The 22216-nt window shown below is 45.6% G+C and carries 18 protein-coding genes; 15 read left to right on the forward strand and 3 right to left on the reverse strand.

Annotation, left to right across the window (positions count from 1 at the left end; all coding sequences use genetic code 11):
• Positions 1-125: 125 nt before the first annotated feature.
• Positions 126-1241, reverse strand: coding sequence for a class II histone deacetylase (locus AACS92_RS20020; RefSeq protein WP_099109298.1), 1116 nt, complete (start codon positions 1239-1241; stop codon positions 126-128).
• Positions 1242-1486: 245 nt separating this feature from the next.
• On the opposite strand from AACS92_RS20020, the gene rep reads away from it, so the two are divergent.
• A complete protein-coding gene (gene rep, locus AACS92_RS20025) occupies positions 1487-3517 on the forward strand; it encodes a DNA helicase Rep (RefSeq protein WP_099109299.1) in 2031 nt (676 codons plus the stop codon).
• Between the two features lie 94 nt (positions 3518-3611).
• On the opposite strand, the gene gppA is transcribed toward rep, so the two are convergent.
• A complete protein-coding gene (gppA, locus tag AACS92_RS20030; protein WP_099109300.1) occupies positions 3612-5120 on the reverse strand; it encodes a guanosine-5'-triphosphate,3'-diphosphate diphosphatase in 1509 nt (502 codons plus the stop codon).
• 37 nt (positions 5121-5157) lie between these two features.
• On the reverse strand, positions 5158-6441 hold the full coding sequence (gene rhlB, locus AACS92_RS20035; RefSeq protein WP_099109301.1) for an ATP-dependent RNA helicase RhlB: 1284 nt from the start codon (positions 6439-6441) through the stop codon (positions 5158-5160).
• A gap of 134 nt (positions 6442-6575) precedes the next feature.
• Here rhlB and trxA point away from each other — a divergent pair, with 134 nt between their 5' ends.
• The 14 genes from trxA (at position 6576) to wecG (ending at position 22187) form a co-directional block, all read left to right on the forward strand.
• Positions 6576-6902, forward strand: a complete 327-nt coding sequence (trxA, locus tag AACS92_RS20040; RefSeq protein ID WP_369800383.1) for a thioredoxin TrxA — start codon at positions 6576-6578, stop codon at positions 6900-6902.
• 705 nt (positions 6903-7607) lie between these two features.
• Positions 7608-8867: a transcription termination factor Rho gene (gene rho, locus AACS92_RS20045; protein WP_010845326.1), complete on the forward strand. Its 1260-nt coding sequence runs from the start codon at positions 7608-7610 to the stop codon at positions 8865-8867.
• Positions 8868-9219: 352 nt separating this feature from the next.
• Positions 9220-10308: a UDP-N-acetylglucosamine--undecaprenyl-phosphate N-acetylglucosaminephosphotransferase gene (wecA, locus tag AACS92_RS20050; RefSeq protein ID WP_099109303.1), complete on the forward strand. Its 1089-nt coding sequence runs from the start codon at positions 9220-9222 to the stop codon at positions 10306-10308.
• Positions 10309-10341: 33 nt separating this feature from the next.
• Positions 10342-11397, forward strand: coding sequence for an ECA polysaccharide chain length modulation protein (wzzE, locus tag AACS92_RS20055; RefSeq protein WP_099109304.1), 1056 nt, complete (start codon positions 10342-10344; stop codon positions 11395-11397).
• Positions 11398-11453: 56 nt separating this feature from the next.
• Positions 11454-12584, forward strand: a complete 1131-nt coding sequence (gene wecB / locus AACS92_RS20060; protein WP_099109305.1) for a non-hydrolyzing UDP-N-acetylglucosamine 2-epimerase — start codon at positions 11454-11456, stop codon at positions 12582-12584.
• Positions 12581-13843 carry a UDP-N-acetyl-D-mannosamine dehydrogenase gene (gene wecC, locus AACS92_RS20065; protein ID WP_099109306.1) on the forward strand — a complete coding sequence of 421 codons (1263 nt, stop codon included), beginning with the start codon at positions 12581-12583 and terminating at the stop codon, positions 13841-13843. The genes wecB and wecC overlap by 4 nt, the downstream gene beginning before the upstream one ends.
• Complete coding sequence (gene rffG / locus AACS92_RS20070; RefSeq protein ID WP_099109307.1) at positions 13840-14940, forward strand: dTDP-glucose 4,6-dehydratase; 1101 nt, start codon at positions 13840-13842, stop codon at positions 14938-14940. Before wecC ends, rffG begins: the two co-directional genes overlap by 4 nt.
• 18 nt (positions 14941-14958) lie before the next feature.
• Entirely contained in the window at positions 14959-15834 is an 876-nt protein-coding gene (rfbA, locus tag AACS92_RS20075) for a glucose-1-phosphate thymidylyltransferase RfbA (protein ID WP_099109308.1), read from the forward strand.
• The gene (gene rffC, locus AACS92_RS20080; RefSeq protein ID WP_099109309.1) at positions 15818-16549 is read left to right on the forward strand and encodes a dTDP-4-amino-4,6-dideoxy-D-galactose acyltransferase; all 732 of its coding nucleotides are present in this window, start codon (positions 15818-15820) and stop codon (positions 16547-16549) included. Before rfbA ends, rffC begins: the two co-directional genes overlap by 17 nt.
• Positions 16536-17702 (forward strand): dTDP-4-amino-4,6-dideoxygalactose transaminase, encoded by a 1167-nt coding sequence (rffA, locus tag AACS92_RS20085; protein WP_099109310.1) that lies wholly within the window; start codon positions 16536-16538, stop codon positions 17700-17702. The genes rffC and rffA overlap by 14 nt, the downstream gene beginning before the upstream one ends.
• A gap of 1 nt (position 17703) precedes the next feature.
• The gene (gene wzxE, locus AACS92_RS20090) at positions 17704-18954 is read left to right on the forward strand and encodes a lipid III flippase WzxE (RefSeq protein ID WP_099109311.1); all 1251 of its coding nucleotides are present in this window, start codon (positions 17704-17706) and stop codon (positions 18952-18954) included.
• Complete coding sequence (locus tag AACS92_RS20095; protein ID WP_099109312.1) at positions 18951-20051, forward strand: TDP-N-acetylfucosamine:lipid II N-acetylfucosaminyltransferase; 1101 nt, start codon at positions 18951-18953, stop codon at positions 20049-20051. The genes wzxE and AACS92_RS20095 overlap by 4 nt, the downstream gene beginning before the upstream one ends.
• Complete coding sequence (wzyE, locus tag AACS92_RS20100) at positions 20048-21463, forward strand: ECA oligosaccharide polymerase (protein ID WP_099109313.1); 1416 nt, start codon at positions 20048-20050, stop codon at positions 21461-21463. The genes AACS92_RS20095 and wzyE overlap by 4 nt, the downstream gene beginning before the upstream one ends.
• On the forward strand, positions 21450-22187 hold the full coding sequence (gene wecG, locus AACS92_RS20105; protein ID WP_099109314.1) for a lipopolysaccharide N-acetylmannosaminouronosyltransferase: 738 nt from the start codon (positions 21450-21452) through the stop codon (positions 22185-22187). The genes wzyE and wecG overlap by 14 nt, the downstream gene beginning before the upstream one ends.
• Positions 22188-22216 lie beyond the last annotated feature (29 nt).

The following is a 22216-nucleotide window of genomic DNA, read 5'->3' on the forward strand; positions in this document are numbered from 1 at the left end:
AAGTTACCTCTTTGTTGGCTGCGATCGCTCACCTCAGTCACATAGTTATCTATGCTCCTGAGGATGGACTCCCTTGCCGCCTCGATGCATCTTGAAATCCATTGTGTATATTTTCCTCGTTCGGGCTACAAATGAAATCTCTGTTTCAGCGCATCAATTTCCTGACGCTGGAATGTGTTAAAATGTTCCCTTGGCTGTTGCCTCTGGACCATTTCCAGTAAAGGATCCTGAACTTCCGTGCGAACGCCGCTTAATTCTTCCAGCACAGCCAGACCACAGAAAGGTACATAGAGTTCTGAATAACCACCTTCATGGACAACAACCAGCTTACCATCACATAATTCATCTGCTGTCTGCTGTATTTTGCGCGTCATTTCCCGGAAGCTGTCACTGTGTAATTGCATGCGAGCCAGCGGGTCCATGGCATTGGCATCATAGCCACTGGCGACAATAATCAACTCAGGCTGGTAACGGTATAATGCGGGCAGGACGATTTGATCCATGGCATACATGTAGCTGTTGTGTCCGGCTCCGGCCATCAATGGAATATTGATATTGAAACCTTCTCCTTTACCCGCACCGATATCGTCTTCTCCACTATATCCTTCGGGATAGCAACCATCCTGATGCAGGGAAATAGTTAAAACGTCATCACGTTCGCAAAAAATATGTTGTGTTCCGTTACCGTGGTGAACATCCCAGTCAACGACTGCAACCCGCCCAAGCCCAAACTGCTTTTTGGCTCGTTCAATGGCGAGGGGAATATTGGCGAAATAACAAAAACCCATTGCTTGATCTGGCAGGCAATGGTGTCCGGGAGGTCGGGAAAGGCTATAGGCGTTATCGAGTTCACCATGCAGGACGGCCTCTACCGCAGCACAGGTCAGTCCGGCAGACAGTTTAGCTATTTCATAGCTGCCAGCCCCTACAGGTGCTGCGTGCCCAAGCAAACCGGTTCCATTATCGCTCATAGACTTAAAACGTTGTAAATACTCGGTTGGGTGGATGAGTTTTAAGGTCGCTTCATCAAGAGGATCAGCACCTGATAGCTGCAATGAACGGCTTAAACCAGAAACATCCATTAAATTTTTCATTCTGCGTTTGGTTTCTGGTGATTCAGCATGCCCCGACCCAGAAGGAGGTTGTATCCATCCTCCAACAGGAAGCATGACAACATGCTGTATGCCGGAATTGTGCCAGAAGCAGCTTTCATCAAAGAAAAAACCGGTTTTTCGTAACATATTGCATCCTATTTGACAGGTTTTATGACATTGTTATTTATTACATATAGAAAAGTAGTAAATCTATTACGGATTAGGAATTTTAAGATCGATAAAATAATAATTTTTGATTGTTGAGTATTAGATTCACTCAAGAATAAATCACCGTAGTGGCCTGACTGGTGAAGAAAAACGCCTTATTACACGGCTTTCTGCTACAATTTCGTTCCTTACTTTTTTCATCCTGATATAACTTTCAAAACAGTATGCGATTAAATCCCAGCCAACAACAAGCGGTTGAATTTGTGACAGGGCCTTGTCTGGTTCTGGCAGGTGCAGGCTCCGGTAAGACCAGAGTTATCACCAATAAAATAGCCCATCTGATACGTGCCTGCGGTTATCAAGCCCGCCATATTGCGGCGGTGACCTTTACCAACAAAGCTGCACGAGAAATGAAAGAACGTGTGGCACAGACATTAGGACGTAAGGAAACCAGAGGCCTGATGATTTCCACTTTTCATACGTTGGGATTGGAAATCATTAAGCGTGAATATAAAGCGTTGGGCATGAAGAGTAATTTCTCTTTGTTCGACGATCAGGATCAAATGGCTTTGCTGAAAGATTTGACGGCGGATTTACTGGAGGAAGACAAAGATCTATTACAAAAACTGATCTCAAGTATTTCTGGCTGGAAAAATGATCTGATGTCACCGGAGCAGGTAATCAGGCAGGCTCGCTCAGAACAGGAACATTACTTTGCTGAGTGTTATCGGCGTTATGATTTACACTTGAACAGTTGTAATGTGCTCGACTTTGATGATCTGATCACTAAACCAACGTTACTGTTAATGCGGGATGAAGAAGTCAGGGAGCGCTGGCAGAATAGAATTCGTTATCTGCTGGTGGATGAATATCAGGACACCAACACCAGCCAGTATCAGTTGGTAAAATTGTTGGTTGGCAACCGGGCACGTTTTACGGTGGTTGGTGATGATGATCAATCAATTTATTCTTGGCGCGGTGCCCGTCCACAAAACCTGATCCTGTTAAAAGAAGATTTTCCTCAGCTTAATGTGATCAAGCTGGAGCAGAATTACCGCTCATCAGGGAGAATACTGAAATCGGCAAATATTCTGATTGCAAATAATCCCCACGTTTTCGAGAAAAAACTGTTTTCTGAATTGGGCTATGGTGATCCTCTTCGTGTGATCGAAGCCAATAATGAAGATCATGAAGCTGAACGCGTAGTCGGTGAGTTGATCGCACATCACTTTATCAATAAAACCGATTATAAGGATTACGCAATCCTGTATCGCGGTAATCATCAATCCCGCATTTTTGAAAAAATGCTGATGCAAAGCCGTATACCGTATCGTATTTCTGGTGGAACTTCATTTTTTTCCCGGCCGGAAATTAAGGACTTACTTTCTTATTTGCGCGTACTGACTAATCCTGATGATGACAGCGCTTTTCTACGGGTTGTCAATACACCGCGTAGAGAAATAGGTGCGGTGACGGTTCAGAAGCTAGGCGAATGGGCCAAGCAGCGTAACAAAAGTCTGTATCATGCCAGTTTCGATCTTGGTCTGGAGCAGAATCTCTCTGGTCGTGGATTGGCAGCCTTACAGCGCTTTACCCACTGGATGAATGAAATTTCACATCAGGCAGAACGAGATCCATTGTTAGCTGTAAGGGATTTATTGCATGGCATGGATTACGAAAGTTGGTTGCATGAAACTTCCCCCAGCCCTAAAGCGGCTGAAATGAGGATGAAGAATGTTAACCAGCTTTTTACCTGGATGAGTGAGATGTTCGAAGGGGATGACCTGAATGAACCGATGACACTTTCTCAGGTCGTAGCCCGCTTCACTCTGCGGGATATGTTGGAGCGCGGAGAGGAAAGTGAAGAGTCGGATCAGGTACAGCTTATGACGCTGCATGCTTCCAAAGGGCTCGAATTCCCTTATGTTTTTATGGTGGGTATGGAAGAAGGATTATTACCACATCAGAGCAGTATTGATGAAGATAATCTCGAGGAAGAACGACGTTTGGCGTATGTCGGTATTACCCGCGCCCAGCGTGAACTCTTTCTCACTCTGAGTAAAGAGCGCCGTCAGTACGGGGAGTTGATACGCCCGGAACCGAGTCGGTTTCTGTTAGAGTTGCCTCAGGATGATCTGGACTGGCCGCAAGGCAAGAAAGTGGTCAGTGCAGAAGAACGCATGAAACGGGGGCAATCACGTCTTGCTGATATCAAATCCCGTTTTGGCCTTGGACAGAAAACGGGCGGTGACTGATCTCGTTAGGAAAACCTGCCGTAATCCCTTGCCCCAGCTGTATTTTCAGGCATATATCTGGGGTGAGGGATTCATTTTTTATAAGGTGCCGGGTTTATCCCAAATGGGTGTTGTTCTGCTCTTCAATAAAAAGTGGCCAATGGACATAATGTTGCCATGTGCTTTCCTGATGCAGGATTTCAGCCCTGAGAGGATGGTGGGCTTGCCACTGATATGGAAGCGTGATGGTAAGCGTTTCATTTTCAGCTTGTAAGCGCAGAGCGGACAAAGAGTCATCCTGCCGTCGGCTGGCGAAAATAATGGCGAGACGCAGTAAACGACACAATCGTAGTGCCAGCTGTGCCGGTAAGGCATTTTGCTGATTCAGTGATGCTAAATCGATAGCTCCGCTCTGATTTTGCAATAATGTCGCTAGCAGGCGTTTTTGAGCAGGGGTGTAACCGGGTAGATCTAAATGACTAATCAGATAAGCAGAATGAGCCGGCCCCTGACGGAAATCGATACACAGGCCGATTTCATGCAGTAAACAAACACTGACTAACAGTTCCCGGCATCGCTCATCCAATTCCCATGTTTTAGCAACTTGCTGAAAGAAATGTTCTGCCAGTTGCCTGACGCGCAGTGCCTGTTCTGCATCAATTTGAAAACGCTGTTGAATATTCTGTAGGGTTCTGGCCCGGACATCCTGCTCGACAGGTAATTCCAGCATTCCGTAAACCAGACCTTCTCGCAACGCGCCTCCTGCCAGAATCATGCTCTCAATTTCTAATGCCTGAAAGATAGCAATCAGGATTGCGAGGCCACTTGGAAAAACCAGTGCCCGCTCCAGAGTCAGGCCATTTATTTCCAGCTCTTCCAGCTTCCCGCATTCAATCGCTTTAGATTTGAGTTGTTGCAGTTTGGGCAGAGTGATAAGTTCATCCATGCCCTGAGCAATCATTATCTCCTGAAGCGCCTGAACGGTGCCGGATGCTCCGACACAAATCTGCCAGCCCTGTTTCAGCAGTGTCGTGGTGACCGGAGCAAGGATCTGGTGAGCTGCCGCCTCTGCTTTAGCAAAGTTTGCTTCTGTCAGGCTGCGATCATTGAAATAACGTTCGAGCCAGGTAACACAACCCATCTCAAGGCTGAATAACTGTGTGGCATTTGCGCCCGTACCTGTAACCAGCTCTGTACTGCCCCCGCCAATATCCACCACCAGACGCTCCTCCGGACCGCCTGTGGTGTGAGCAACGCCCTGATAAATCAGCCGGGCTTCTTCTTCCCCTCTGATAACTTTGACCGGGGAACCTAAGATTTCAGAGGCTTTCCCGACAAACTCACCGGAATTTTCAGCAAGTCGCAGTGTAGCTGTCGCGACAACGCGGATCTGTGGAGCAGGAATATCCTGCAAATATTCCGCAAAAAGGCGAAGGCATTGCCATCCTCGTTCCATTGCCTGCTGTGATAAGTGGTTATTTTTATCTAATCCAGCGGCCAGCCTGACCTTACGCTTGATTCGGGCAACCACCTGAATACTATCGGATACTCTGCGGACAACCAGCATATGAAAGCTGTTTGAGCCTAAATCGATAGCGGCATAGAGCGAAGAAGAACTCAGCATTTTGTTATTCCAGAATTACATTAATCAGCCTGAACATTTATGGATTGCGTTTACGATTACGAACAGTGTTTCCACGGCGTGGCATATTAGTGCGGCGTGGATGTCCCCCTGAACGCGAACGGTTACGGCGTTTGGGCACTGGTAAATCTTTCAGCAATGCATCACTGTTATATTTGCTTACAGGGATCTGGTGCTGAATATATTCTTCAATAGCTGGCAGATTCAGCGCATACTCTTCACAAGCCAAACTGATTGAATGACCACTTTCGCCTGCCCGACCGGTTCGGCCAATGCGATGGACGTAGTCTTCACAGTCATCCGGCAAATCATAGTTAAATACGTGTGTTACTGATGGAATATGCAGCCCGCGTGCAGCAACATCGGTAGCAACCAGAATATCCACATTCCCCAGACTGAACTCTTCCAGTATGCGCAGGCGTTTTTTCTGTGCGACATCACCGGTCAGCAGGCCGACACGATGACCATCGGCAGCCAGATGTGCCCAGATATCTTCACAGCGATGTTTGGTATTAGCAAAAATAATACAGCGGTCTGGCCACTCTTCTTCCAACAGGGTCTGTAGCAGACTCATTTTCTCTTCATTGGAAGGATAAAACAGTTCTTCCTGAATGCGGTGCCCTGTTTTCTGTAATGGTTCGACTTCGACATACTCAGGATTGTTCATCTGCTCAAAAGCTAACTCACGTACCCGATAAGAGAGTGTAGCGGAAAACAGCAGCGTCATACGCTGAGTCGCAGAAGGAATACGACGGAATAGCCAGCGGATATCCTTGATAAAACCAAGGTCATACATCCGATCCGCTTCATCCAGTACAACAACCTGAATAGCGCTGAGATTAATATATCCCTGCTTAGCATAATCAATCAGGCGGCCTGTAGTACCAATGATGATATCAACACCGGCTTCCAGTACTTTTAGCTGCTTATCATAGCCATCTCCGCCATAAGCAAGCCCCATTTTTAGCCCGGTGGCTTCAGCCAGTTCTTCTGCATCAGAATAAATCTGGACAGCCAGTTCGCGGGTCGGAGCCATAATCAGCGCGCGTGGCTGATTGGTTTTATGATCCGCCGCAGCGGGGTGGCTTAGTAAATAATGAAAAGTAGACGTCAGAAATGCCAGCGTCTTACCCGTTCCTGTTTGTGCTTGCCCCGCAACATCTTGGCCTTCGACAGTAAAAGGCAATGTTAGCGCCTGTATTGGCGTACAGTTTGAAAAGCCCTTTTTATCAAGGGCTTCAATGACCTTGGGGTGCAATGCGAAGTCGGAAAACTTCTTTTCTGTCAAATGTGTTTTGCTCATAGTGTGGTAGAATATCAGCTAACTATTGCTTTAAGAAAGTGTATCCGCTGAAATAAAGACACCTTATGTTGGTTAATGTAGACTGATAACCTAAAAGATTTTACTTTGGAGTCCAATTAATGAGTGAAAAGATTGTGAGTGCTGGCGTTATTCATCTGGCAGACAGTGACTTTAATGAAGATAAACTGCAATCAGAAGGTATTGTTCTGGTTGATTTTTGGGCAGAATGGTGTGGTCCTTGCAAAATGGTCGCTCCTATTCTGGATGAAATCGCGGCAGAATATGCAGGTAAGCTGACTGTTGCTAAACTGAATGTTGATGATCACACTGAAACCGCACCAAAATTTGGTATCCGTGGCATCCCGACACTGATTCTGTTTAAAGACGGTGAGAAAGTCGCAGTAAAAGTGGGAGCTTTGTCAAAAACTCAACTGAAAGAGTTTTTGGAGCCATACCTCTAACTTAGAGTTTGCTCACAGTAATTAAGGACGTTTAGCGGATAAGGTGATTTATCTTACTGACAGCTAGACGTCCGCTACGAAGCATGGTAAGTTAGCGACCACGTGCTTATATGGAACATGCATAGAAAAATTTTCATCATCTGCATGAATAATTGACAACGGACATGTTACATACTAAACAATCTGTAGTGTCTGATAAATCTGTTATCTCTGACACCTTGAAATATCTGATGGCATATCGTATTTAGTACAGTATCTAAAAGCATATAGTATCTAAAAGCATATATAGTGAGTCATTCAGTATATAGCCTGATGCTGAAGACGTCTTTATGCTAACATCCCAATGATGTTTTCGTTCCAGCGTCTATGTTGAAGCCTTCTTTTACTGAACCTCTTTTGCTGAGATAATATTTGCTAAAACAGTATTTGTTGAAACGGTACTTACGCTGAGATAGCTTTTCACTGAGATAGTTTTTAGTTCTGAACTTAATCACATTTTGTTATTACCATCTCAGCCGTGCATTCACAGTTTGTTAGCCTTATTTTGAAATCAATTAGAGTACTTCAGACTATTACCTTGTAATATAAATTTATATGTTAAAAGGTTGTATTTGTTTTGGGTACAAATAAACAGGCACCGATAACGCTGCCATACCATTCACGTTCATAGTTCGAGATATACCCCGAGTTAAAGAACCCACCATTATGAATCTTACCGAATTAAAAAATACGCCGGTATCAGAGTTAATTACTCTCGGCGAAAATATGGGGCTGGAAAATCTGGCTCGTATGCGCAAGCAAGACATTATTTTCTCTATCCTCAAACAGCATGCGAAGAGCGGAGAGGATATTTTCGGAGATGGTGTGCTGGAGATATTGCAGGATGGATTCGGTTTCCTCCGCTCAGCAGACAGCTCCTACCTTGCAGGCCCCGATGATATCTACGTTTCTCCTAGTCAAATCCGCCGCTTTAACCTCCGTACCGGTGACACCATTTCAGGTAAAATCCGCCCACCGAAAGAAGGTGAACGTTATTTTGCCCTGTTAAAAGTTAATGAAGTTAACTTTGATAAGCCAGAAAATGCCCGCAGCAAGATCCTGTTTGAAAACCTCACTCCACTTCATGCTAATAACCGTTTGCGTATGGAGCGTGGTAATGGTTCTACAGAAGACCTGACAGCCCGGGTTCTGGATTTGGCTGCACCTATCGGTCGTGGTCAGCGTGGTCTGATTGTTGCACCACCAAAAGCGGGTAAGACCATGTTGCTGCAAAACATTGCGGCGAACATTGCACATAACTATCCAGACTGCGTATTGATGGTATTGCTGATTGATGAGCGTCCGGAAGAAGTGACCGAAATGCAGCGTCTGGTCAAAGGTGAAGTTATCGCTTCTACTTTTGATGAGCCTGCTTCCCGCCACGTTCAAGTGGCTGAAATGGTCATCGAAAAAGCCAAACGTCTGGTTGAACATAAAAAAGACGTTATTATCCTGTTGGATTCCATTACCCGCCTTGCTCGTGCATATAACACCGTTGTTCCGGCTTCTGGTAAAGTGCTGACCGGTGGTGTGGATGCCAATGCTCTGCATCGTCCAAAGCGTTTCTTTGGTGCAGCACGTAATGTTGAAGAAGGTGGTAGCCTGACCATCATCGCTACAGCGCTGGTTGATACCGGTTCTAAAATGGATGAGGTCATTTACGAAGAATTTAAAGGTACAGGTAATATGGAATTGCACCTGTCCCGTAAGATTGCAGAAAAACGTGTTTTCCCTGCGATTGATTACAACCGTTCTGGTACGCGTAAAGAAGAGTTGCTCACGACTCAGGATGAGCTACAGAAGATGTGGATATTGCGTAAGATTATTCACCCTATGGGTGAAATTGATGCAATGGAATTCCTTATCAATAAACTGGCTATGACAAAAACAAACGAAGAATTTTTCGACTTTATGAAACGTTCGTAGTCTGCAAATAACAATTAATAGTCCATAAACAAAAAGTAATTAAGCGATCACTTCTTCAAAAAAACGCCACTCTTCTGTGGCGTTTTTTATAGGTGTGTTAAATTATCCGTTGAAATGGTACATGTTTTGCATGTTTTTCGTTTGATTGGATGAGTGTTTCTTGGACGGAAATTTTATAGAAGTTCTATAAATAACTATTAATCATTACTTGTAATCTGCATTATTTTTTTGATTTTCATTTATACATAGCAGGATGTCTTCTTGAACAGGGAGCTTATGGGCAGGCTATTAAATCCATAAGTTAATGAATAATAGATGACCATCATTATTATTTTTACAGAGAGTTGTTATTGTGAATATACCCAGCATGAGTGCCGAAGTTTTTTGCATCTTTATATTTTCATTAGTTTTTTTGTTCATGGCAAGGAAGGTAGCAAAAAAGGTTGGTCTTGTTGATAAGCCGAATTACCGTAAACGTCACCATGGTTTAATTCCTTTGGTGGGGGGTATATCTGTTTTTGTGAGTGTCTGTTTTGCTTTTGTTATAACAAAAGAGTTTATACCACATAAGTGGCTGTATTTATTTTGTGCAGGAATACTGGTTTTTATTGGTGCATTGGATGATCGGTTTGATATCAGTGTAAAAATTCGTGCAACAATTCAGGCTCTAGTCGGTATCAGTATGATGTATTTCGCTGACCTGAGACTTGAAAGCTTGGGTAACACTTTTGGTCCGTGGGAAATGACGCTGGGGCCATTTAGTTATGTCGTTACTCTATTTGCGGTCTGGGCGGCTATAAACGCCTTCAATATGGTGGATGGTATTGATGGCCTGTTAGGCGGCCTGTCCTGTGTCTCTTTCGGGGCTTTGGGTATCCTGCTGTATGAGAGCGGCAATACAGCTTTAGCATTCTGGTGCTTTGCATTTATCGCCGGGATACTGCCTTATATTTTTCTTAATCTGGGGCTGTTGGGTAAACGCTTTAAAGTCTTTATGGGAGATGCCGGGAGTACATTAATTGGCTTTACCATTATCTGGTTGCTGACTGAAGCGACTCAGGGTGGAAATCGTTCTATCAATCCTGTGACGGCTTTATGGATCATTGCCATTCCGTTGATGGATATGGTTGCAATTATGTATCGCCGATTACGTAAGGGAATGAGCCCGTTTTCACCAGATCGCCAGCATATTCATCACTTAATCATGCGTGCTGGTTTCACGTCCCGTCAGGCCTTTGTCTTAATCACGATGGCTGCAGCGTTGTTAGCGGGGATTGGTATTATTGGCGAACGACTGGATTTTGTTCCTCAATGGGTAATGTTGGCATTATTTTTGCTTGCATTTATGTTGTATGGTTATTGCATCAAAAGAGCATGGCGTGTAGCCCGTTTTATTAAGCGGTGGAAACGCCGGATGCGTCGGGTTGCAAGCCATCACTAAAAAAACATCGGCTTATCAAAGAGGTTTTGCGCAGTGGAAAACTCAGAAACGAAATCTAATCAGGATCAAACGGTTACAGAGCATGAACTGGATATTCGTGCGCTATGTTGTGCTCTGTGGCGTGGAAAGATATGGATTATCGCACTGGCAATAATTTTCGCTGCTGTTGCTCTGGCTGCATCGTATCTGATGCAGCAAAAATGGAGCGCAACCGCTATTGTGGATTTACCGACAACTAATAATCTGGGGAGTTATTACTCACAACAGCAATTTTTGCGCAATCTGGATACGCATATTAATGCTTCACCGGAAGCTCAACTGCCGACCATTCCCGATGGGGCTTACAAAGAGTTCATGATACAGGCTGAAGCTTATGATACTCGTCGTGAATTCTGGCTGCACTCCAATTATTACAAACAGCGTCATGACGGTAAAAGCAAAGCTGATGCGGTGTTACTGGAAGAATTAATCAACAATATTCAGGTGACACGTCGCGGTGAAAAAAATGCCCAGAATGAAAGTATCAAACTGACGGCAGAGACAGCCGCTGATGCTAACCGGCTTTTGCGGGAGTACATTGCTTTTGCTAACCAACGTGCGAGTACTCATCTGAATGACGAAATAAAAGGCGCATGGGCAACACGGACTCAGTCAATGAAAGCGCTGGTCAAACGGCAGGAACTCGTCGCCAAGGCCATGTATAACCGTGAGTTGAACGTATTGCAGCAATCATTAAAAGTTGCTGAAAAACAGGGTATTCAGCGTAACCAGACAAACATTCCCATCGGCGAATTACCTGAATCCAAAATGTTTATGCTGGGAGTCCCATTACTACAGGCTCAGCTTGAAACATTGGAGGCTACAGGCCCTAATTACAGTATCGATTATGATCAAAATATAGCGATGCTATCGACACTCAGTGTCGGCCCTACTTTGCAGAACACTTTTCAGACCTACCGTTATCTTAGAACGCCAGAAGAACCCGTTAATAGAGACAGTCCTCGCCGTGTATTTATGATGGTTTTGTGGGGAGGTGTAGGTCTGTTGATTGGTGCTGGAGTCGCATTAGCGAGGCGTTCACGCACATAATTTTATATTCCTTTGTGGAACTACCCAGCAATGATTAACAAAATAAGAGAGCCACTGTGAAAGTGTTAACTGTGTTTGGTACTCGCCCGGAAGCCATCAAAATGGCGCCGCTGGTACACGCTTTAGCCGAGGATAGTGATTTTGAGGCAAAAGTTTGTGTGACCGCACAGCATAGGGAAATGTTGGATCAGGTACTGAACTTATTTGGGATCAAGCCGGATTTTGATCTCAATATTATGAAGAAAGGGCAGGATCTGACGGATATTACCTGCCGGATACTTGAATCCATAAAGCCGGTATTAAATGAGTTCAAGCCAGATGTAGTACTGGTACATGGTGATACCACCACTACAATGGCGACCAGCCTGGCGGCTTTTTATCAGAGAATACCGGTAGGACATGTTGAGGCAGGGCTGAGAACAGGCGATCTTTACTCTCCATGGCCGGAAGAGGCCAACCGTAAAATTGCAGGTCATCTGGCAACGTATCATTTTGCTCCGACAGAAAACTCCCGCAGTAACCTCTTACAGGAATCTATAGCAGACAACGCTGTTTTCGTTACGGGAAACACCGTTATTGATGCTTTGCTCTGGGTGCGTGATCGCATTATGCATGATGACAGATTAAGGGGACAGCTTGCTGAGCTTTACCCTTTTATTGATCCTGCTAAAAAGATGATTTTGGTAACAGGTCATCGTCGAGAGAATTTTGGTGGTGGTTTTGAGCGAATCTGTGAAGCACTGGCGCAAATCGCCAGAATGCATCCAGATGTGCAGGTTGTGTATCCTGTACACCTGAATCCCAATGTATGCGAACCGGTAAAACGTATTTTGCATGGCATTGATAATATTATTCTTATCAGCCCACAGGATTACCTGCCCTTTGTTTATCTGATGGATCATGCCTATTTGATCCTGACTGATTCAGGCGGGATTCAGGAGGAAGCTCCCTCACTCGGTAAGCCCGTTTTGGTCATGCGTAATACTACAGAGCGACCGGAAGCGGCTGATGCGGGTACTGTGCGGCTGGTAGGAACAAAAACCCAAACTATTGTTGATGAAGTCACGCGTTTGTTGACGGATGACTCCGCTTATCAACAGATGAGCCGGGCCCATAATCCTTACGGGGATGGCAAAGCTTGCCAGAAAATTCTGGAAATATTGAAGAAAAATCAGGTGACATTATGAGTTTTGAAACAATTTCTGTGATCGGTCTTGGTTATATCGGTTTACCTACTGCGGCAGCATTCGCTTCCTGCCAGAAAACGGTTATTGGTGTTGATGTTAACCAGCATGCAGTGGAGACGATTAATCGTGGAGAGATTCACATTGTTGAGCCTGATTTGGATCAAGTTGTAAAAACAGCTGTTGAAGGTGGTTATCTGAGAGCGGTAACTTCGCCTCAGCCAGCGGATGCATTTTTGATTGCGGTTCCTACGCCTTTTAAGGGCGATCATGAGCCTGATATGGCTTATGTTCATTCAGCAGCAGAATCCATTGCACCTGTTTTGAAAAAAGGCGATCTGATTATTCTGGAATCAACCTCGCCTGTCGGTGCGACGGAACAAATGGCCGAGAGGCTGGCAGAAGCCCGACCGGATCTCTCCTTTCCGCAACAGGCAGGGGAAAATTCAGATATTGATATCGCTTATTGTCCTGAACGGGTATTGCCGGGTCAGGTCATGGTGGAGTTAATCAAAAACGACCGAGTTGTGGGAGGAATGACTCCAAAATCCTCTTCCAGAGCAAGCGATCTATATAAAATTTTCCTTGAAGGTGAATGTGTTGTCACCAACGCCAGAACGGCAGAAATGTGTAAGCTGACTGAGAACAGCTTCCGGGATGTTAACATCGCCTTTGCCAATGAACTCTCACTTATCTGCGCTGAACAGGGAATTAATGTCTGGGAATTAATCCGTCTGGCAAACCGACATCCTCGTGTCAATATCCTGCAACCGGGGCCGGGAGTTGGGGGGCACTGCATTGCAGTCGATCCGTGGTTTATTGTGTCACAAAATCCTACTCAGTCTCGCCTGATCCGCACCGCCCGCCTTGTTAACGACGACAAACCACTTTGGGTGGTTGATCAGGTGAAAGCCGCAGTCGCGGATTGTCTGGCTGAAAGCGACAAGCGAGCCAGTGAAATTAAGATTGCCTGCTTTGGTCTGGCATTTAAATCAAACATTGATGATTTACGTGAAAGTCCGGCCGTTCATATCACCAAAATGATCGCGCAGTGGCACGCTGGTCCTACTCTGGCTGTTGAACCGAATATTCACGAACTGCCTCATTCACTGGAAGGTGTGGTGGAGCTGGTCAGTCTGCAACAGGCACTGGAAGAGGCTGATGTTGTCTTGATGCTGGTGGATCATCGTCAGTTTAAGGCTATCAATGGCAGCCAGATAAAACAAAAATGGGTTGTAGATAGCAAAGGAGTCTGGCGTTGAAACGTATTCTAATTACTGGTGGAGCAGGGTTTATTGGTTCTGCGGTGGTTCGCCACATAATCAACCACACTGAAGACAGTGTGGTTGTGGTTGATAGCCTGACTTATGCCGGAAATCTTGAGTCACTGACCCCGGTCGCTGATCATCCTCGTTATGCGTTTGAGCAGGCGGATATCTGTCATCGTGATGCTTTGGAACGTATTTTTCAACAATATCAGCCTGATGCGGTGATGCATCTGGCGGCGGAAAGCCATGTTGATCGTTCCATTGACGGGCCTGCGGCGTTCATTGAAACCAATATCATTGGTACTTACACCCTATTAGAAGTGGCTCGTGCATTCTGGCAGCAGTTAGATCAGCAAAAACAGGCAACATTCCGTTTTCACCATATTTCAACGGATGAAGTTTATGGTGATCTGCATGGCGAAGAGGGCTTTTTCACAGAAACGACACCTTATGCACCGAGCAGCCCTTATTCAGCATCCAAAGCATCCAGCGATCATCTGGTCAGGGCATGGCGACGCACTTATGGTTTACCAACCGTGATCACGAACTGCTCGAATAACTATGGCCCTTACCATTTTCCGGAAAAGTTGATCCCTCTGGTGATTCTGAATGCATTGGCGGGTAAACCTTTACCTGTTTACGGTAAGGGAGAGCAGATCCGTGACTGGCTGTATGTGGAAGATCACGCACGGGCACTGCATCTGGTAGTGACTCAGGCTGTACCGGGCGAGACATATAATATTGGCGGCCATAACGAGCGCCGTAATATTGATGTGGTCGAGACTATTTGCGAGTTGCTGGAAGAATTTAAGCCGGAAAAACCAGCCGGTGTGGCGCATTACCGAGAGCTGATTACCTACGTTACAGATCGTCCGGGGCATGATATGCGTTATGCCATTGATGCCGCAAAAATTGAGCGTGAATTAGGTTGGAAACCACAGGAAACGTTTGAATCCGGTATTCGTAAGACAGTGCAGTGGTATCTGGCAAACGAAAATTGGTGGCGCAGGGTGCAGGATGGCTCTTATGCGGGAGAACGTCTTGGCTTGTCTGAACATGATGGACAGTTTGATCATTGCGGAAATAAATAAACCCATCAGGGGGATGACATGAAAGGAATTATCCTGGCAGGTGGCTCCGGCACACGCCTGTACCCGATAACACGCGGCGTCTCAAAGCAGTTATTGCCTATTTATGACAAGCCAATGATCTACTATCCGTTGTCAGTCTTAATGCTGGCAGGGATACGCGATATCCTGATTATTTCCACTCAGGAAGACTTACCTGCCTTTAAACGTTTACTGGGTGATGGTGAGCGTTTTGGCATTCATCTGAGCTATGCAGTACAGCCTTCGCCGGATGGTCTGGCGCAGGCATTCCTGATTGGTGAAGAGTTTATTGGTGATAATCCTTGTTGTCTGGTGCTGGGTGACAATATTTACTTTGGTCAGGCATTCAGTCCGAAACTACAAAGTGTTGCGGCCCGTAGTCATGGCGCTACCGTATTTGGCTATCAGGTTATGGACCCTGAGCGGTTCGGTGTTGTGGAGTTTGACGAACAATATCGCGTACTTTCTATTGAAGAGAAGCCAGCACAGCCAAAATCCAATTGGGCGGTGACCGGGCTTTACTTTTATGACAACAACGTTGTGGATTTCGCTAAGCGGGTAAAACCATCCATTCGCGGAGAGCTGGAAATTACCAGTATCAATCAGATGTATCTGGAGCGGGGCGAGCTGAATGTTGAATTACTCGGGCGTGGCTTTGCCTGGCTGGACACCGGTACCCACGACAGCCTGATTGAAGCCAGTATGTTTGTGCAGACTGTCGAAAAACGGCAGGGCTTCAAAATTGCCTGTCTGGAAGAGATCGCATGGCGTAATGGCTGGATGAGCGATGAGCAGGTCAGAGCTTCTGCGGCAGAGTTAACTAAAACAGGCTATGGCCAATATTTGCTGGATTTACTCAATGTCTATTCACGCTGATATTGAACCTCTGGCATGGGACAGCCAATTTTTTGGTCTGTCCACTGCCCGTCTGAATATCATAACGGCCTCTTCACCGCCTGCTGTACCAGTCACTGCGGCTAAACTGGATGAGTATGCCTTAGTACAGGCAAAAGTACCGGCTCAGCAGGTTTATCTGATTGATCAATTATCGGCACTGGGCTTTTCTCTTGTGGAAGGTGAAGCAGATTTACGGTTATCCATTAGCCCAGAAAAAGCAGGCAGGGATCAGGCATTAATAATCGCGACCTCACAGGATATTCCGTTACTTAAAGCGGCGGCTGCCAGCGTATTTTCAACCAGTCGCTTTCGTACACCCTGGTATCAGGTGAATGATAGTGGCCGTTTTTATGCTGCATGGGTTGAGAAGGCGGTTTTGGGCACCTTTGACCATGAGTGCCTGCTTGTTAATGATGAGTGTGGCAATCCTGCTGGTTTTGTCACCATGAGAAAGATAGGAAGTCATGAAGCACGGATAGGTTTGCTGGCGGCAATGCCGGGCAAATTGCAGCAGGGGATCGGAAAAAAATTAATGTCAGCGGCGCAACAATGGTGCCATAACCATGAGATACAATGCCTGAGAATTGCAACGCAAATCAGCAACATCACGGCTTTGCGCCTTTATACACGTAGTGGTGCAACAATCGAAAGCACTGCATATTGGTTATACAGAGGACGAAATGATTCCATTTAACAAACCCCCGGTTGTCGGCACTGAACTGGAATATATGCAACAGGCGATGGCCAGTGGAAAATTGTGTGGTGATGGTGGTTTTACCAAACGTTGTGAAGAGTGGATGGAAAAACGCTTTAGTTGTCCGGATACTTTGCATAAAACCGATGCTTTTCATAAAACAAAGGTGTTGTTAACGCCTTCTTGTACCGCTTCCTTAGAAATGGCGGCAATACTGTTGAATATCCAGCCGGGTGATGAAGTCATCATGCCGAGCTACACCTTTGTTTCGACTTCCAATGCCTTTGTTCTGCGTGGGGCAACCATTGTTTTCGTGGATATTCACCCGGACACGATGAATATTGATGAAACCAAAATTGAAGCAGCCATCACGGATAAAACCCGCGCTATTGTGCCAGTGCATTATGCGGGGGTAGCTTGTGAAATGGATAGCATTATGGCATTGGCAGAAAAATACAATCTGTATGTCGTCGAAGATGCTGCACAGGGCGTGATGTCAACCTATAAAGGGCGTGCGCTGGGGACGATTGGTCATATTGGTTGTTTCAGCTTTCATGAAACTAAAAACTACTCAGCCGGAGGCGAAGGTGGAGCGACACTAATCAATGATCAATCCATGCTTGCCCGTGCCGAAGTTATCCGTGAAAAAGGGACTAACCGTGCTCAGTTTTTCCGGGGGCAGGTAGACAAATATACCTGGCGTGACATTGGTTCCAGCTATCTGCTTTCTGACTTACAGGCGGCATTTCTGTGGGCACAACTGGAAGTCGCGGATAAAATTAATCATCGCCGCCTGACGCTATGGAATAACTATTATCAGGCGCTGAAACCATTGGCTGATAAAGGGCTGCTGACTTTACCTGTTGTGCCAGAAAATATGGAACACAATGCCCACATGTTTTATATCAAACTGAAAGATGTGGCAGAACGTAGTGAATTTAATCGCTTTATGAAAGAAGCGGATATCCTGACGGTATTCCATTATGTTGCTTTGCATACCAGCCCGGCTGGTGAGAAATGTGGCCGTTTTCATGGTGAAGACCGCTTTACTACCCGTGAAAGTGAGCGTCTAGTGCGTTTACCTATGTTTTACAATATTACTGATGAAGAACAACAGGTTGTCATCAGTCGCATCAAGGAATTTTTTGCCTGATATGTCACTTGCCAAAGCCTCAGTCTGGACGGCTGGCTCCACACTAATCAAAATTGGTGTGGGGTTACTGGTCGTTAAACTTCTGGCCGTCTCCTTTGGCCCGGCAGGGGTGGGGCAGGCGGGAAATTTCCGCCAGCTCATTACTGTCTTGGGAGTATTGTCTGGCGCCGGGATTTTCAATGGAGTGACCAAATATGTAGCGGAGCACCACTCTCAGCCGGAAAAGCTCAAGGCTGTACTGGGAACGTCATCCTCAATTATTCTGGGGTTTTCTACCCTGCTGGCGGTAGTGTTCCTGTTATTCAGTGAAGCTATCAGCATTGGCCTGTTTGGTCACAACCATTACAAAACTGTTGTGCAGGCGCTCGCATTTATTCAAATGGGAATCGCTTATGCCAACTATTTTCTGGCTATTTTGAAAGGGTTCCGCGATGCTCAGGGAAATGCACTGGCAATTATACTCGGCAGCCTGACAGGGGTGATTGCTTATGGCCTGTGTTATTGGCTGGGGGGTTATGAAGGCGCACTGGCTGGGTTGGCTTTAGTTCCTGCTTTGGTGGTTTTGCCGGCAGGAATGATGCTACTGCAACACAAAACGATAGTATTGTCAGCACTGAAACCTGCATGGGATCGCGCCATTGCCAGCCATTTGGGGAAATTTACGCTGATGGCTTTGCTGACTTCCATTACACTACCCGTTGCTTACATCATGATGCGAAACTTAATGGCTGAGCGTTATAGCTGGGAAGAAGTGGGGATTTGGCAGGGTGTAAGCAGTATTTCCGATGCTTATTTACAATTTATCACAGCTTCTTTCACCGTTTATTTGCTACCGACTCTTTCTCGACTGGAAAGTAAAAATAAGATCACCAGTGAGATCGTAAAGGCGCTGAAGTTTGTATTACCCGCAGTGGCTGTTGCCAGTTTTTCCGTCTGGTTACTGCGTGACTTTGTTATCTGGCTATTGTTTTCAGATAAATTTACCGCAATGCGGGATCTATTCGCGTGGCAGCTGGTGGGAGATGTTCTGAAAGTTTGTGCCTATGTTTTTGGCTATCTGGTGATAGCAAAAGCCGCCTTACGCTTTTATATATTGGCGGAAGTCAGCCAGTTTCTGTTGCTGACCGGCTTTTCTCACTGGCTGATCCCGATAAATGGAGCGCTTGGGGCAGCACAATCTTATATGGCGACCTATGTCGTTTATTTTAGCCTTTGTTGTAGCGTATTTATTATTTATTGCAGACGAGCATGACAACCTTAATCCACGTTCTGGGATCGGATATCCCACATCACAATCAAACGTTACTGCGTTTTTTTAATGACGTACTGGCACAGGAAACTAAGCCTTCAGCCAAGCCGTGTTTTATGGTGGTGGCTAAAGATGCTTCATGGCAAGACCCTTTATGGATAGCTGAAAATTATCCTGCTTTAACTATCACAACTTATGAAAACAAAGCAGTATTATCGCAGGCAGTCATCGCAATGGCACAGGAAGACCGGGCTAACCGCTTCTTTTTTCATGGTCAGTTCAATGCAGGCTTGTGGCTGGCTTTATTAGCCGGAAAAATCAAAAGTCACCAATTCTGGTGGCATGTGTGGGGGGCTGATTTGTACGAGGATTCCCGCCAGCTTAAATTTCGTATGTTCTATCTGTTGCGCCGTCTGGCTCAGAAGCGGGTAGGGAGAGTATTTGCGACACGGGGGGATCTTAACTATTTCGCGAAATCGCATCCACGAGTACCGGCTTCTCTGCTCTATTTCCCAACACGCATGACGCCTTCGCTGACAGTGAAAGACAAATTATTTTCACCTGAAGGGATCACCATTTTACTGGGGAATTCAGGTGATCAATCTAATCGACATATTGAAGCACTACACAAAATTCATCGTCAGTTTGGTTCAGAAGCCCGGGTTATCCTGCCAATGGGTTATCCCGATAATAATCAGGCTTATATCCAGAATGTAGAACAGGCCGCATTATCGTTATTCCGGGCTGAAAATATCCGAATACTGAAAGAAAAAATGACATTTGATGATTATTTATCATTACTGCGTCAATGTGATTTGGGCTATTTTATTTTTCAGCGTCAGCAGGGAATAGGAACGCTTTGCCTGCTGATTCAACAAGGGATCCCTTTTGTTCTGAGTCGCCAGAATCCATTCTGGCAGGACTTAGCCGAACAGCAAATACCGGTTCTGTTTGATGGTGACGAACTGAATAAGCATTGGGTGCAGGAAGCGCAGCGTCAGATGCTGTCTCTCGATAAGAAGGCAATCGCTTTTTTTGATCCTAACTTTGTCAAAGGGTGGAAAGTTGCCCTGCTGGAAGCATCTGGAGAGTTGCAATGACGTTGGTGCAATTTGGTGGGTTGTTTGTTGTTTATGCAATCTCGTTGATTTTTATTCTGACACTGACGTATCAAGAATTTCAGCGCGTTCGTTTTAATTTTAATATTTTTTTCTCACTGCTTTATCTGCTGACTTTTTATTTTGGTTTTCCACTGACAAGCATACTGGTTTTTCAGTTTGATGTGCAGGTTGTACCGGTGAGTTCACTGTTGTATGCAATATTGGCATCAACTTGTTTCTATGCCATTTATTATGTCAGTTATAAAGTACGTCTCAGGTATCGGGTATCGGAGAAGGAGAGCGCAACAAGTGGTCTTGTTCCGCGTAAGCCATTGTTCACCATGAACCGGGTGGAGACTAATCTGGCGTGGCTTTTGTTGGCGGGCATAGCTATTTTCTCTGTCGGCTCTTTCTTCCTGCAAAATGGTTTTCTGTTATTTAAGCTACAGTCGTACAGCCAGATCTTTTCCAGTAAGGTTTCCGGGGTAGCGCTTAAGCGCTTTTTCTACTTCTTTATCCCCGCCATGCTGGTGGTATTTTTCCTGAAACCGACCAAAACGCGTTGGCTGTTATTTTTAGTGGGAACCGTTGGGTTCGGCATTCTGACTTATGTGATTGTCGGAGGGACACGTGCCAATATCATTATTGCGTTTGCACTGTTTCTGTTCATCGGTATTGTCCGGGGTTGGATTACATTGTGGATGCTGCTTATGGCCGGTGTTTTCGGGATCGTCGGTATGTTCTGGCTGGCCCTGAAGCGTTATAGCCTTGATGTGAGCGGAGCAGAAGCGTTTTATACATTCCTGTACCTCACCCGTGATACTTTTTCTCCGTGGGAAAATCTGGCTTTGCTGTTGGATAACTACAGCAAAATTGACTTTCAGGGATTGGCCCCGATTATCCGGGATTTCTATGTTTTTATTCCGAGCTGGGTCTGGCCGGACAGGCCGAATCTGGTCTGGAACACAGCTAATTATTTTACCTGGGATGTGTTGAATAACCACTCTGGTTTAGCGATTTCCCCGACGTTGATAGGCTCGCTGGTTATTATGGGGGGCGTGTTTTTTATACCACTTGGGGCAGTTGTTGTTGGCATGATTATCAAGTGGTTTGACTGGATTTATGAAGCCGGGAAACAGGAAAAAAATCGTTATAAAGCAGCTATATTACAGGCATTCTGCTTTGGCGCGATTTTTAACATGATAGTCCTTGCCCGTGAAGGTATGGATTCTTTTGTTTCTCGTGTTGTATTTTTTGGTGCTGTTTTTGGTCTGTGCCTGATAGTAGCCAAATTATTGTACTGGTTATTCGATAGTGCCGGGCTTGTTCGGAAGTTTGTCATCACCAATATGTCTGTATCATCAGAAACACCTGCTCGGGTGGATTTAAGGAGCAAAAATGGCGCTGAATGATATTCGTAAATATCGTATCCGTGGTCTGGATCTGTGGGGATTTCAGGGAATGTCCCATTTCCTCGATCATCTTTTCCAGGATGGGCAGGTCAAGACAGGGACACTGGTGGCTATCAACGCAGAGAAAGTGCTTACTGCTGAGAAAGATAAGGCATTGAGTACATTGCTGGATGAAGCGGAATATCTTTATGCAGATGGCATCAGTATTGTGCGTGCCATTCGGCGTAAATATCCGGATGCGCAGGTATCACGCATTGCAGGCGCGGATTTATGGGAAGTCCTGATGGAACGCGCTGGACGTGAAGGTACTCCGGTCTTTTTGGTGGGAGGAAAACCGGAAATTCTGACGCAGACAGTAAACAAACTTCGTAAACAGTGGAACGTCAATATCGTAGGCAGTCAGGATGGTTATTTTACCACTGATGAGCGCAACGCCGTATTTGAACGTATCCGTGCCAGTGGTGCAAAGATTGTTACGGTTGCAATGGGCTCGCCAAGGCAGGAAATTTTTATGCGTGACTGCCGAAAAGTGCATTCTGGCTCACTGTATATGGGGGTTGGAGGAACGTATGATGTTTTCACTGGGCATGTGAAGCGTGCACCGAAAGTCTGGCAGAACTTAGGTCTGGAATGGCTTTATCGTCTGTTGTCGCAGCCTAGCCGTATCCGCCGGCAAATCAAGCTGTTGAGGTTTTTGGGTTATTACTACAGCGGCAAGCTGTAGGTGATATTTTAATTGCGGTTAACCCACTG

This window comes from Xenorhabdus sp. KJ12.1 (assembly GCF_963876495.1).
In the GTDB taxonomy this organism is placed as follows: Bacteria; Pseudomonadota; Gammaproteobacteria; order Enterobacterales; family Enterobacteriaceae; genus Xenorhabdus; species Xenorhabdus stockiae.

What these genes read in the sequence shown, in the direction of transcription:
- AACS92_RS20020 (WP_099109298.1), bottom strand. Translation starts at nt 1,241, where the DNA reads ATGTTACGAAAAACCGGTTTTTTCTTTGATGAAAGCTGCTTCTGGCAC.
- rep (WP_099109299.1), top strand. Translation starts at nt 1,487, where the DNA reads ATGCGATTAAATCCCAGCCAACAACAAGCGGTTGAATTTGTGACAGGG.
- gppA (WP_099109300.1), bottom strand. Translation starts at nt 5,120, where the DNA reads ATGCTGAGTTCTTCTTCGCTCTATGCCGCTATCGATTTAGGCTCAAAC.
- rhlB (WP_099109301.1), bottom strand. Translation starts at nt 6,441, where the DNA reads ATGAGCAAAACACATTTGACAGAAAAGAAGTTTTCCGACTTCGCATTG.
- rho (WP_010845326.1), top strand. Translation starts at nt 7,608, where the DNA reads ATGAATCTTACCGAATTAAAAAATACGCCGGTATCAGAGTTAATTACT.
- wecC (WP_099109306.1), top strand. Translation starts at nt 12,581, where the DNA reads ATGAGTTTTGAAACAATTTCTGTGATCGGTCTTGGTTATATCGGTTTA.
- rfbA (WP_099109308.1), top strand. Translation starts at nt 14,959, where the DNA reads ATGAAAGGAATTATCCTGGCAGGTGGCTCCGGCACACGCCTGTACCCG.
- rffC (WP_099109309.1), top strand. Translation starts at nt 15,818, where the DNA reads ATGTCTATTCACGCTGATATTGAACCTCTGGCATGGGACAGCCAATTT.
- rffA (WP_099109310.1), top strand. Translation starts at nt 16,536, where the DNA reads ATGATTCCATTTAACAAACCCCCGGTTGTCGGCACTGAACTGGAATAT.
- wzxE (WP_099109311.1), top strand. Translation starts at nt 17,704, where the DNA reads ATGTCACTTGCCAAAGCCTCAGTCTGGACGGCTGGCTCCACACTAATC.
- AACS92_RS20095 (WP_099109312.1), top strand. Translation starts at nt 18,951, where the DNA reads ATGACAACCTTAATCCACGTTCTGGGATCGGATATCCCACATCACAAT.
- wzyE (WP_099109313.1), top strand. Translation starts at nt 20,048, where the DNA reads ATGACGTTGGTGCAATTTGGTGGGTTGTTTGTTGTTTATGCAATCTCG.
- wecG (WP_099109314.1), top strand. Translation starts at nt 21,450, where the DNA reads ATGGCGCTGAATGATATTCGTAAATATCGTATCCGTGGTCTGGATCTG.